The organism is Streptomyces sp. NPDC005483, assembly GCF_040606035.1.
In the GTDB taxonomy this organism is placed as follows: Bacteria; Actinomycetota; Actinomycetes; order Streptomycetales; family Streptomycetaceae; genus Streptomyces.
Genome location: NZ_JBEXEA010000044.1, coordinates 32,198 through 44,497, shown reverse-complemented (window position 1 = coordinate 44,497; position 12,300 = coordinate 32,198). Strand labels below are relative to the sequence as shown.

The window sequence follows — 12,300 nt, the reverse complement described above, 5'->3', positions numbered from 1 at the left end:
GCTGAGGAGAGTTCATGCCCCGCCCCGTGCAGCCCGGCCCGGTTCAGTCCCGCCCCTTCCGCTTCGCCGTCAATCTGACCGCCGCCGCCACCGACGCCGACTGGCGCGCCAAGTGCCGACAGGCCGAGGAACTCGGTTACGACGTGATCCTGGTCCCCGACCATCTCGGCAAGGTCGCGCCGTTCCCGGCGCTGGTCGCGGCGGCGGAGGTTACCGAACGCCCGCGGCTCGGCACATTCGTCCTCAACGCCGGCTTCTGGAACCCGGCGCTGCTCGCCCGTGAGGTGGCCACCGTGGACGCCCTCACCGGTGGCCGCCTCGAACTCGGTCTGGGCACCGGCTATGTGCGGTCCGAGCACGACCAGGCGGGGCTGCCCTTCGGCTCGCCGGGCGAGCGGGTGGACCATCTGCGGCACCTGGTCGAGGAGTTGGAGCGGCTGCTGTCCTCGCCGGACCATGTGCCCCAGCCGGTGCAGCGGCCCCGGGTGCCCCTGCTGATCGGCGGCATAGGCAACCGGATGCTGGAACTGTCCGCCGAGTACGCCGACATCGCGGCCTTCACCGGGGCGACCCTGATGCCGGGCAACACGACCGGCAAGCTGACCCCGACCACCGCCGAGCAACTCGACGAGCGCGTCGCGCGGTACCGGCGACTGGCCGAGGGGCGCAAGGAGCCGGCCGAACTGAACCTGCTGATCCAGACGGTGGTCGTCACCGACGACCGCGAGGCCGTGGCCACCCCGTTCCTGCACCGGCTGCCGGACCTGACCCTCCAGCAGGCTCTGGAGCTGCCCATCATGCTGATCGGTACGGTCGAGGAGCTCGTCGCGCAGGTGCTGGCGCAGCGCGAGCGGTACGGCTTCACCTATCTGACGGTGCTGGAAGCGTCCATGGAGGCGTTCGCACCGGTGATGGCGCAATTGCGGGGGCGGTAGCCGTCCGGATGCTGGAATTCGGGGTGCCGGACGGTCCCGCGTGATGGGATCGCCGTATGACCGACCTGCGGATACGGGCCGCGACGCCCGACGACCTCGACACCGTGCTGGCCTTCTGGAAGCGGTCCGCCGAGGGGACGAGCATCAGCGACGACCGGGACGGCGTGGAGCGACTGGTCGCCCGCGACACCGAGGCACTGATCCTCGCCGAGCTCGACGGCGAACTCGTCGGCACGGTGATCGCGGGCTTCGACGGCTGGCGGTGTCATCTGTACCGGCTCGCAGTGCATCCTGGTCGCCGTCGGCAGGGCATCGGTTCGGCGCTGCTCACGGCCGCGGAGGAGCGGTTCGTACGGCTCGGCGGGCGGCGCGGGGACGCGATGGTTCTGGTGCGCAACGAGACGGCACAGCACGCTTGGCGCGCGGCGGGGTACGCGCCCGAGGAGAAGTGGCGGCGCTGGGTGAAGCCCCTCGCGGACTAGGACGGGCGATCCTGGGGACCCTGCCCGATCATGGGACGGAGGTGACCCGATGACCGAAGTGCTCCTCCTGCTGGTGGCGATCCTTCTCTCGCTGGCCTGCGGTGCCTTCGTGGCGGCGGAGTTCTCGCTGACCACGGTGGACCGCGGCCAGTTGGAGCGGGCGGCGGAGCGCGGTGAGCGGGGCGCGTCCGGCGCCCTGAAAGCCGTACGGAATCTGACGTTCCAGCTGTCCGGGGCGCAGCTCGGGATCACCGTGACCAACCTGGTCGTCGGCATGCTCGCCGAACCGTCGATCGCTGCGCTGATCGCGGGGCCCCTGGAGTCGCTCGGGATCTCGGCGTCGACGTCCCGGTCGCTGGCGCTGGTGCTGGGAACGGCGCTGTCGACGGTGTTCCTGATGGTGGTCGGCGAGCTGGTGCCCAAGAACTGGGCGATCTCCTCGCCGCTGGCCATGGCCAAGCGGGTGGGCACCGCGCAGAGCTGGTTCAGCGCGGCCTTCCGCCCCTTCATCACCCACCTCAACAACACGGCCAACCGGGTGGTGCGCCGCTTCGGTCTGGAGCCCGCCGAGGAGCTGGCGTCCGCGCGCGGGCCGCAGGAGCTGGCCGCGCTGGCCCGGCATTCCGCCCGGGCGGGCGCGCTGGAGGCGGACACCGCCGAGCTGTTCGAACGCACGCTCAACCTCGCCGACCTGACCGCGGAGAACGTGATGACCCCGCGGGTGCAGGTGATCGCCCTGGACGTCCAGGCGACCTGCGAGGACGTGGCGAACGCGACGCGCGCGACGGGGCTGTCCCGGTTCCCCGTCTACCGCGGCAGTCTCGACTCGGTGGTGGGCATCGCGCACATCAAGGACGTCCTGGCGGTACCGGCCGAACGGCGGCCCCGCGCCTCGATCGCCGAGCTGCTGCGGGAGCCGCTGCTGGTGCCCGAGTCGCTCACCGTGGACCGGCTCCTGGACCGGCTCTCCGGCAAGCGCACGATGGCGGTCGTCATCGACGAGTACGGCGGTACGGCGGGCGTGGCCACGCTGGAGGACATCGTCGAGGAGGTCGTCGGCGAGGTCCGGGACGAGCACGACCCGCACGAGACGCCCGACCTGGACCCCGCGGGCACCGACGAGGACGGCAGGGAGCTCTTCCGGGCCGACGGTTCGGCGCGCATGGACCAGCTCGCGCGCGTGGGCCTGCGGGCACCAGAGGGACCGTACGAGACGCTGGCCGGACTGCTGGCGACGGAATTGGGCCGGATCCCGGCCGTCGGCGACTCGGTGGAGGTCGCCGGCTGGCAGCTCGACGTGACGGACGCGCAGGGACGCAGGGCGGCGCGGGTACTGCTGCACGCGCCCGTGGGCGGGGATGGGGAGGAGGGGGCATGAACGCCGTTCGGTCGGGGTGGGAGGAGGTTCGCCGGGTGAGAGCCGGCCACTTGCCGCCCGGAGGGGCGGGCGCGGTCACCGGCCACTTCCCGAACGAGGGCACTCGCGCGGTGAGTGCCGACCGGTCACCGCAGCAGGCACCCCGAGCGCACACCCCCGGCCGGCCTCCCGAACAGGGGGCCCCAGTGATGCCCGCAGGCCGGCGCGCCGCAGCAGACGACGACGCGCCGGGCGACCGGCTACCGGTCACCACGACAGGCACCCCCAACACATACCCCCGGCCGGCCTCCCGAACAGGGGGCCCCAGTGATGCCCGCAGGCCGGCCGCCGCAGCAGACGACGACGCGCCGGGCGACCGGCTACCGGTCACCACAGCAGGCGCCCGGGGTCAGGACCACGGTCCAGCCACCCCGCCTGGAGATCCGGGCCGTCGCGCAGCCACCCCGCGCGGGGAGGAGTGAACGATGACCGCTGTCCAGTTGCTGATCGGTCTGGCGACGCTCGTCGTCAACGCCTTCTTCGTGGGGGCCGAGTTCGCGTTGATCTCGGTGCGGCGCAGTCAGATCGAGCCGTACGCCGACCAGGGGGACCGGCGTGCGAAGAGCGTGCTGTGGGGGTTGGAGCACGTCTCCGCGCTGATGGCGGCCGCGCAGCTGGGGATCACGCTGTGCACGCTGGTCCTGGGCGTGGTCGCGGAGCCCGCGATCGCGCATCTGCTGGAGCCGGTGTTCCACGCGGTGGGCGTGCCGAAGGGCGCCGGGCACGCGGTGTCCTTCGTCATCGCGCTGACCCTGGCGACCTATCTGCACATGCTGTTCGGCGAGATGGTCCCGAAGAACGTCACGCTCGCGGAACCGGTGCGCAGTGCGCTGCTCCTCGGGCCACCGCTGGTCACGCTGGCGCGCGGACTGCGCCCGGTGATCTTCGCGGTCAACGCCTTCGCGAACGCCCTGCTGAAGCTGTTGCGCGTGGAGACCAGGGACGAGGTCACGGCGAGCTTCTCGGACGCCGAGCTGGCGCGGATCGTGCGGGACTCCGGCGAGGCGGGACTGATCGACGAGCGCGCGCGGGAGCGGCTGCACGACGCGCTGGAGCTGGGCCGGCGACCCGTGAGGGACGTGGTGCTGCCCCTGGAAGGCGTGGTCTACGCGCGCGTGGGCGTCACGCCGGAGCAGTTGGAGGCGCTGTCTAACGAGTCCGGGTTCTCCCGTTTCCCGGTGGTGGACGAGGGACGCCGGATCGTCGGCTACCTGCACGTCAAGGACGCGCTGGACGCCTCGCCCCGGGATCTGCCGTTCCCGGTGCGGGACATGCGGCCGATCGCACAGATCCGGGAGGGCACACCGCTGGACGACGTGCTGACGGCGATGAGGCGCAGCCGGACCCATCTGGCGGCGGTGCTCGGCGCGGACGGACGGCTGGCGGGGCTGGTGACGATGGAGGACGTGCTGCGGGAACTGTTCGGGCGACAGGTGTGACAACCCGAACTCACCGACCGGCAAGTATGTGATCGAGTTACCATTTCTTCCGCCATGCAGACGAATCCCACTTACTCCAGCCTGGTCGCGGTCGGCGACTCCTTCACCGAGGGCATGTCGGACCTGCTGCCGGACGGCTCCTACCGGGGCTGGGCCGACCTCCTGGCCGGCCGGATGGCCGCCGTGACGCCCGGTTTCCGGTACGCCAACCTCGCGGTGCGCGGCAAACTGATCCAGCAGATCGTCGACGAGCAGGTCGACGTGGCGGCTGCGATGCAGCCGGACGTGATCACGCTGGTGGGCGGGCTCAACGACACCCTGCGCCCCAAGTGCGACATGGTGCGGGTGCGCGACCTGCTGACGGAGGCCGTGGAGCGGCTGGCCCCGTCCTGCAAGCAGCTGGTCCTGATGCGCAGCCCCGGCCGCCAGGGCCCGGTCCTGGAGCGTTTCCGGCCGCGCATGGAGGAGCTGTTCACCGTCGTCGACGAACTCGGCGCACGGCACGGCGCGGTGGTCGTCGACCTGTACGGTGCCCCCTCGCTCTCCGACCCGCGCCTGTGGGACGTGGACCGGCTGCACCTGACGGCCGAGGGCCACCGCCGTGTCGCCGAGGCCGTGTGGCAGACCCTCGGCTACGACCCCGAGGACACGGAGTGGCGCACACCGATCCCGGCGACGGTCCCCCCGAGGTGGGTCGCGCGGCGCATCGCGGACGCCCGCTTCGCCCGGCAGCACCTGCTGCCGTGGATCGGACGGCGCCTGACGGGCCGATCCTCGGGTGACGGCCTCCCGCCGAAGCGGCCCGACCTCCTGCCGTACGAGCACTGAGGACGTCGTACACAAGCGCGTGGTCAACGTGCGTGGTCAACGTGCGTGGTCGACCTCGTCCGCCTTTCGTAGGTTCCGACGAAGGGGGGCCTGACGCTGGCCTGCAGGAATCGCCAGTAGAATCCGTACACGTGACTTCCGCTCCCGCCAAGCCCCGCATCCCCAACGTCCTCGCCGGACGCTACGCCTCCGCCGAGCTCGCCACGCTCTGGTCGCCCGAGCAGAAGGTGAAGCTCGAGCGTCAGCTCTGGCTCGCCGTGCTGCGGGCTCAGAAGGACCTCGGGATCGAGGTGCCGGAGGAGGCCCTCGCCGACTACGAGCGGGTCCTCGACACCGTCGACCTGGCCTCCATCGCCGAGCGTGAGAAGGTCACGCGGCATGACGTGAAGGCGCGGATCGAGGAGTTCAACGACCTCGCCGGGCACGAGCAGGTCCACAAGGGCATGACCTCCCGGGACCTCACGGAGAACGTCGAGCAGCTCCAGATCCGGCTCTCCCTCGAGCTGATCCGCGACCGCAGCGTGGCCGTCCTGGCCCGCCTCGGCAAGCTGGCCGGCGAGTACGGCGAGCTGGTCATGGCCGGCCGCTCCCACAACGTGGCGGCGCAGGCCACCACCCTCGGCAAGCGCTTCGCGACCGCGGCGGACGAGCTGCTGGTGGCCTACGGCCGGGTCGAGGAGCTTCTCGCCCGCTACCCGCTGCGCGGCATCAAGGGCCCCGTCGGCACCGCGCAGGACATGCTGGACCTGCTGGGCGGGGACGCGTCGAAGCTGGCGGACCTGGAGCAGCGGATCGCCGGTCACCTGGGCTTCTCGCAGGCGTTCACCTCGGTCGGTCAGGTCTATCCCAGGTCGCTGGACTACGAGGTCGTCACCGCGCTGGTGCAGCTGGCCGCGGCCCCCTCCTCGCTCGCCAAGACGATCCGGCTGATGGCCGGGCACGAGCTGGTCACCGAGGGCTTCAAGCCCGGTCAGGTCGGCTCCTCCGCGATGCCGCACAAGATGAACACGCGGTCCTGCGAGCGCGTCAACGGCCTGATGGTCATCCTGCGCGGCTACGCCTCGATGACCGGTGAGCTGGCGGGCGACCAGTGGAACGAGGGCGACGTGTCGTGCTCGGTGGTGCGCAGGGTCGCGCTGCCGGACGCGTTCTTCGCGCTGGACGGCCTCCTGGAGACCTTCCTCACGGTGCTCGACGAGTTCGGCGCCTTCCCGGCCGTCGTCGCCCGCGAGCTGGACCGCTACCTGCCCTTCCTCGCCACCACCAAGGTGCTGATGGGCGCGGTGCGCGCGGGTGTCGGCCGTGAGGTCGCGCACGAGGCGATCAAGGAGAACGCGGTCGCCTCCGCCCTAGCGATGCGCGAGCAGGGCGCCGAGCGCAACGAGCTCCTCGACAAGCTGGCCGCCGACGAGCGCATCCCGCTGGACCGTGCCCAGCTCGATGTGCTGATGGCCGACAAGCTGTCCTTCACGGGCGCCGCGGCCGACCAGGTCGCGGCCGTCGTCGGCCGGATCGAGGAGATCGTCAAGCAGCACCCGGCGGCCGCGGGCTACACGCCCGGGGCGATCCTCTGACGCTCCTCACGCGATGACGCGCTTCACCCCCGAGGAGCTGGAGGCCGCCCGCGACCGTCTCGTACCGGACGTCGTCGCGGACGGTCTCCATGTGCTGTTCTGCGGCATCAACCCCGGTCTGATGACGGCCGCGACGGGTCATCACTTCGCCCGGCCCGGCAACCGGTTCTGGCCGGTGCTGCACCTCTCCGGCTTCACCCCGAGGCTGCTGAAGCCGTCGGAGCAGCAGGAGTTGCTGTCGTACGGGCTCGGGATCACCAATGTCGTGGCCCGGGCGACGGCGCGGGCGGACGAGCTGAGCGCCGAGGAGTACCGCGAGGGCGGGCGGCTGCTGGCGCGGAAGGTGGCGCGGCTCAGGCCCCGCTGGCTGGCCGTGGTGGGGGTCACCGCCTATCGCGCGGCCTTCGACGACAGAAAGGCGAAGGTCGGGCCGCAGGAACGGACGATCGGGGACTCGCGCGTGTGGGTGCTGCCCAATCCGAGCGGCCTCAACGCGCACTGGACGGCGGCGACGATGGCGGAGGAGTTCGCCCGGCTGCGGGTGGCGGCGGAGGACGGCTAGCGGGTCGTCAGCGGGTCAGCGGGGTGCCTCCTCGACCCGTTCGAAGCACCGCTCGAAGCACAGCTCGAGTGTGGCCGGCCCCCGGCGCGGCCGCTGCCCGGACTGACATCTGGCGGGGCGTCAGGCGACGTGAGGGTCAGGCGTCCCGGTGTCGCAGGCTCCAGGCCCCCGCCGCCAGGGCAGCCGCTGCCCATGCCGCGGTCACGGCGAGTCCCGTCCACGGTCCCAGCGGTCCGTCGTGCGACTCGTACAGGACGATCTGTCCCGCCCGGTCCGGCAGGAAGTCGGTGGCCCCACCGGCCACATCGCCGATGACGAACGAGACGACCAGGATGAACGGGATCAGGAGCGAGAGCGCGGCCACCCCGCTGCGCAGCACCATCGCGAGACCGGCCGCCAGCAGCGCCATCAGGGTGAGGTAGATCCCGCAGCCGACGACACCGCGTACTTGTTCCCCGGCGCTGAGGCCGCTCGCCGCGTCACCGAGTCCGGCACGTGCCACGACGAGGGCGGTGAGGGCGGTCAGCAGGCCGACCACGAGAGCGGGTACGGCGATGGCCGTCGCCTTCGCCGCGAACCACCGCCCCCGCCGCGGCACCGCGGCCAGCGACAGCCGGAGCCCACCCCCGTGGAACTCCGACGATACCGCCATGGCGCCGAAGGAGATGGCCGCGATCTGGCCCGGCGCGACGCCGGACAGGGCCATGAACAGGGGGTCGAACCCGGGGTCGGAGGTCTCGGAGACTCCGGCGATCGCCGAGAACGCGGTGGTCGCGGCGAAGAGGGCCGACAGCGCGCCCGGGAGCGAGCGGAGCGTACGGATCTTCAGCCACTCGGAGCGGAGAACGGGGACGAAGGGCATGTCAGGCCTCCTGGGGCTGCGCGGTGAACTCGGTTTCGGCGGAGGTGAGGTCGAGATAGGCCTGCTCCAAGGTGGCTTCCTCCGCGGCGAGTTCGAGGAGGGGGACACCCGCGGCGGAGACGATGGCGCCGATCTCGTCCACGCGCGCGTGCTGCACGGTCCAGTGGCCGTCCTCGTGCTGCACCGCGTCGTGGCCGTGCCGCGCGAGGGCGCTCTTGAGCGCGGTCGGGTCCGTCGTGCGGACGCGGACGCCGGGCTGCACACGCGCGTGGATGAACTCCCTCATCGGGGTGTCGGCGAGCAGGCGCCCTCGGCCCAGGACGACGAGGTGGTCCGCGAAGGACGCGGTCTCGTTCATGAGGTGGCTGGAGACCAGCACCGTGCGGCCCTCTGAGGCCAGCCGGCGCAGCAACTCGCGGATCCAGATGATGCCTTCGGGGTCGAGGCCGTTGGAGGGCTCGTCGAGCATGACCACCCCGGGGTCGCCGAGCAGGGCGGCCGCGATGCCGAGCCGCTGCCGCATGCCCAGGGAGTACGTCTTCACCCGGCGCCGGGCCACCGAACCCAGCCCGGTGCGCTCCAGCACCTCGTCGACCCGGCGGTCGGGGATGCGGTTGCTCGCCGCCAGCGTGCGCAGGTGGTCACGGCCGGTGCGGGAGCCGTGCGCGGCCTGGGCGTCGAGCAGGGCGCCCACATGTCGCAGGGGTTCGTCGAGGGTGACGTAGGCGCGGCCGCCGATCGTGGCCGTCCCGCAGGTCGGTCGGTCGAGACCGAGGACGAGCCGCATGGTGGTGGATTTTCCGGCGCCGTTGGGCCCGAGGAAGCCGGTGACACGGCCGGGGAGGACACGGAAGGTGACGTCGTCCACGGCACGCCGGGTGCCGAACTCCTTGGTGAGGGACTGGACTTCGATGCTGGTCATGGCAGCAGCCTGGCCGGTGCCGCGGGTGCGGGGCCTCCCCCGCGCGTGGAGATCGTCTCCCCCGTGCGGGGGAGGCCCGATGTCGGTGGTGGCTGGCACGATGACCGGATGGTCCGCTTGCTGCGCCCGTTCGGCCGGGCGGTGACGTACACACGATGGCTGCATCTGTTCATCGCCGTCGTGTGGCCGGCCATGTGGCTGTTCGTCGAGGAAGCGTGGTGGATCTGGCTGGTCGCGGCCGTGACGCTCGCGCCCGCCGGGCTGGTGCCCGCGATGCGCACCGTGGAGGGGCTGCAGGCGAGGCTGCTGCTGACCGGACACCGGCACAACAGCGACAGCCTCGACATCGTCGTCGCGCCGTCGGCGTCCTGGAACGACCGGTGGCGGCTCGTCGTGTGGCTGGAGGCGCGGCTGCTGCTCGGCTACGCGACGGCGATGCTCAGCGTGCGGCTGCTCATCAGCTCGGTGGACTTGGTGGCGTCGGCCTTCGGCCATGACGTCGACGAGGGCCTGCTGGTCCTCCTCGACGGCCACGGGTGGTGGCACGTCCTGCTCGTGCCCGTGTCGCTGGCCGCACTCGCGGCGACCGTGGTCGGCTCGGGCCGGCTGATCACCGCGCTCGCGCTCCGGCTGCTCGGGCCCTCCCCCGCCGAGCGACTGGCCGCCATGGAGGAGCGCACCGAGCAGCTCCTGGAGCGCACCCGCATCGCGCGCGAGCTGCACGATTCCATCGGGCACGCGCTGACCGTCGCGGTCGTGCAGGCGGGCGCCGCCCGCGCGGCCGGCGATCCGGCCTTCACGGACCGCGCCCTGAACGCCATCGAGGAGACCGGCCGGGCCGCGCTGGAGGACCTGGAACGTGTCCTCGGCATCCTGCGCGAGTCCGAGCGGCCGGTGAGCAGCCGCCCGACACTGACGGACGCCGACCGGCTGCTGGAGTCCGCGCGCGCGTCCGGCGCCAAGGTGGAGGCCGAACTGACCGGGCCGGTGGACACCGTGCCCGGGCCGGTCTCCCGGGAGGGCTACCGGATCCTCCAGGAGGCGCTGACCAATGTGCTGCGGCACGCGGGCGCCGTTCCGGTCCACGTCCGTATCGAGGTCACGGGCGAGACCCTCGCCCTGGAGGTCCGCAGTCGGCTGACGGCCGCCACACCCGGCCCCGGGCGGGGCAGCGGGCTGCGCGGCATACGCGAACGGGCGGCCCTGCTCGGCGGCCACGCGCACACCGGACCCGACCGGGGTGACTGGCAGGTGCATGCTGAGCTGCCGCTCCGCTGATCTACGCTGACCGGATGCCCGTCACCGTTCTCCTCGTCGACGACGAACCCCTCGTACGCGCCGGTCTGCGGGCTGTGCTGGAGGCGCAGCCCGACATCGAGGTCGTCGGCGAGGCGGCCGACGGGGCGGCGGTGATCCCCCTGGTGCGGCAGCTGCGGCCCGACGTGGTCGCCATGGACGTACGGATGCCCCTGCTGGACGGCATCGAGGCCACGCGCGCGGTGCTGCGGACGGTCCAGGAGCCGCCGAAGATCCTGGTGGTGACGACGTTCGAGAACGACGAGTACGTGTACGAGGCGCTGCGGGCCGGTGCCGACGGTTTCCTGCTGAAGCGGGCCCGGCCGGCCGAGATCGTGCACGCGGTGCGCCTGGTCGCCGAGGGTGAGTCGCTGCTGTTCCCTTCCTCCGTACGGCAGCTGGCCGCCCGGTACGGCGAGCAGGGCGGCAACCGGGCGGCCCGGGCCGCGATGGAGCGGGCCCAGCTCACCGAGCGGGAGGCCGAGGTGCTGCGGCTGATGGCGCACGGTCTGTCGAACGCGGAGATCGCCGGGCGGCTGGTCGTCGGCACGGAGACCGTCAAGTCGCATGTGAGCGCCGTGCTGGCGAAGCTGGGGGCACGGGACCGTACCCAGGCGGTGATCGCGGCCTACGAGTCGGGGTTCGTGGCGCCGGGGTGAGAGGTGAACGGGGCGGCAGCCGAAAAAGGGCCAGGCTCGCGGCACAATCCCAGCGAAGCGACCGGTACGATCCGCCCAACACGCGCGCGAGCTGGAAGGACGGACGTTGGGGCGACTGACCGGCGGGGACCCCTCGCTCCTGCGAAGGATCAATTCCGCGGTGGTGCTGCACGCGCTGCGTGCCACGGACTGCGCGACGCTGACCGAGATCACCCGGGTGACGGGCCTGTCCCGGCCGACGGTCGAGGGGGTCGTCGAGGGGCTCATCGAGGGCGGCCTGGTGGTCGAGAAGGCGGCGGACGAGAGCGTCGCCCGCAGGCAGGGGCGGCCTGCCCGGCGGTTCCGGTTCCGGGCCGAGGCCGGGCATCTGCTGGGCCTCGACATCGGGCCGCACCGGGTCGCCGCGCTCCTGTCCGATCTCGACGGCAAGGTGCTCGGCGCGGTGGCCAAGGACGTCGACGAGACGGCCTCGGCCGACGAACGCCTGGAGCGGCTGCGCACCGCGGTGGCCGAACTGCTGCGCCGGGCCGGGGTCGCGCGCGACTCCCTGTGGGCCGTGGGCGTCGCCTCGCCGGGCATCGTGGAGGCGGACGGCACCATACGGCTGTGCGCGGCGCTGCCCGAGTGGACGGGACTGCGGCTCGGCGAGCGGCTCAGCCGTTCCTTCAAGTGCCCGGTACTGGTCGAGAACGACGCCAACGCGGCCGCGGTCGCCGAGCACTGGAAGGGCTCCGCCACCGAGTCCGACGACGTGGTGTTCGTGCTGGCCGGGCTGAGCCCCGGCGCCGGTTCGCTGATCGGCGGGCGGCTGCACCGGGGGTACGGCGGGGCGGCCGGGGAGATCGGCGCACTGCATCTGCTGGGCCGCGAGGTCACCCCGGAGACGCTGCTGTCCACCACGGACGAGCCCTTGCACCCGCTCGACGAACAGGCCGTCGCCGAGGTCTTCGCGCAGGCGCGTGAGGGCGACCTGCGGGCCAGGGCGGCCGTGGACCGCTTCATCCAGCGGCTCGTGCACGACGTGGCGGCTCTCGTGCTGGCCCTCGACCCGGAACTCGTCGTGGTCGGCGGCTGGGCGGCCGGCCTGGACGGCGTACTGGAGCCGCTGCGGCGCGAGTTGGCCCGCTACTGTCTGCGCCCGCCCCGGGTCGCCCTGTCGCTCCTCGGCGAGGCGGCCGTGGCGACGGGCGCGCTGCGACTGGCCCTCGACCATGTGGAGGAGCAGTTGTTCGCGGTGGAGGGCACGGTGACCGCGCGGCGGTGAGCGGTCCCATGACATACGGCGGTGGCCCCGGCCCCGCGGCGGGGGGCCCCCCGCTGGCGC

Annotated in this window: 12 protein-coding genes; 10 read left to right on the top strand and 2 right to left on the bottom strand. The window is 72.4% G+C overall.

The genetic code is table 11. From position 1 onward, the window contains the following. Positions 1 to 14 precede the first annotated feature (14 nt). The 7 genes from ABZT06_RS43935 to mug all read left to right on the top strand — a co-directional run bounded on the left by ABZT06_RS43935 (position 15) and on the right by mug (position 7,237). On the top strand, positions 15 to 935 hold the full coding sequence (locus ABZT06_RS43935; RefSeq protein ID WP_355754004.1) for an LLM class F420-dependent oxidoreductase: 921 nt from the start codon (positions 15 to 17) through the stop codon (positions 933 to 935). A 56-nt stretch (positions 936 to 991) separates the two neighbouring features. Continuing rightward, on the top strand, positions 992 to 1,417 hold the full coding sequence (locus ABZT06_RS43930; protein WP_355754001.1) for a GNAT family N-acetyltransferase: 426 nt from the start codon (positions 992 to 994) through the stop codon (positions 1,415 to 1,417). Between the two features lie 49 nt (positions 1,418 to 1,466). Next, the gene (locus ABZT06_RS43925; protein WP_355753998.1) at positions 1,467 to 2,795 is read left to right on the top strand and encodes a hemolysin family protein; all 1,329 of its coding nucleotides are present in this window, start codon (positions 1,467 to 1,469) and stop codon (positions 2,793 to 2,795) included. Positions 2,796 to 3,259: 464 nt separating this feature from the next. Then, on the top strand, positions 3,260 to 4,273 hold the full coding sequence (locus ABZT06_RS43920) for a hemolysin family protein (protein WP_355753996.1): 1,014 nt from the start codon (positions 3,260 to 3,262) through the stop codon (positions 4,271 to 4,273). 54 nt (positions 4,274 to 4,327) lie between these two features. Then, the gene (locus tag ABZT06_RS43915; protein WP_355753994.1) at positions 4,328 to 5,101 is read left to right on the top strand and encodes an SGNH/GDSL hydrolase family protein; all 774 of its coding nucleotides are present in this window, start codon (positions 4,328 to 4,330) and stop codon (positions 5,099 to 5,101) included. A 131-nt stretch (positions 5,102 to 5,232) separates the two neighbouring features. Further along, a complete protein-coding gene (purB, locus tag ABZT06_RS43910) occupies positions 5,233 to 6,675 on the top strand; it encodes an adenylosuccinate lyase (protein ID WP_355753992.1) in 1,443 nt (480 codons plus the stop codon). A gap of 13 nt (positions 6,676 to 6,688) precedes the next feature. Further along, positions 6,689 to 7,237, top strand: a complete 549-nt coding sequence (mug, locus tag ABZT06_RS43905; protein ID WP_355753990.1) for a G/U mismatch-specific DNA glycosylase — start codon at positions 6,689 to 6,691, stop codon at positions 7,235 to 7,237. Positions 7,238 to 7,373: 136 nt separating this feature from the next. Here the strand turns inward: mug and ABZT06_RS43900 are convergent, their stop codons facing one another. Together ABZT06_RS43900 and ABZT06_RS43895 are read right to left on the bottom strand one after the other, a co-directional pair. Continuing rightward, entirely contained in the window at positions 7,374 to 8,099 is a 726-nt protein-coding gene (locus ABZT06_RS43900; RefSeq protein WP_355753988.1) for an ABC transporter permease, read from the bottom strand. A 1-nt stretch (position 8,100) separates the two neighbouring features. Next, entirely contained in the window at positions 8,101 to 9,021 is a 921-nt protein-coding gene (locus ABZT06_RS43895; RefSeq protein ID WP_355753985.1) for an ABC transporter ATP-binding protein, read from the bottom strand. 108 nt (positions 9,022 to 9,129) lie between these two features. Here ABZT06_RS43895 and ABZT06_RS43890 point away from each other — a divergent pair, with 108 nt between their 5' ends. The 3 genes from ABZT06_RS43890 to ABZT06_RS43880 all read left to right on the top strand — a co-directional run bounded on the left by ABZT06_RS43890 (position 9,130) and on the right by ABZT06_RS43880 (position 12,240). After that, the gene (locus tag ABZT06_RS43890; protein ID WP_355753983.1) at positions 9,130 to 10,299 is read left to right on the top strand and encodes a histidine kinase; all 1,170 of its coding nucleotides are present in this window, start codon (positions 9,130 to 9,132) and stop codon (positions 10,297 to 10,299) included. Between the two features lie 14 nt (positions 10,300 to 10,313). Further along, positions 10,314 to 10,976: a response regulator transcription factor gene (locus ABZT06_RS43885; RefSeq protein WP_355753981.1), complete on the top strand. Its 663-nt coding sequence runs from the start codon at positions 10,314 to 10,316 to the stop codon at positions 10,974 to 10,976. Between the two features lie 106 nt (positions 10,977 to 11,082). Beyond that, a complete protein-coding gene (locus tag ABZT06_RS43880) occupies positions 11,083 to 12,240 on the top strand; it encodes an ROK family transcriptional regulator (RefSeq protein WP_355753979.1) in 1,158 nt (385 codons plus the stop codon). The last annotated feature ends 60 nt before the right edge of the window (positions 12,241 to 12,300 follow it).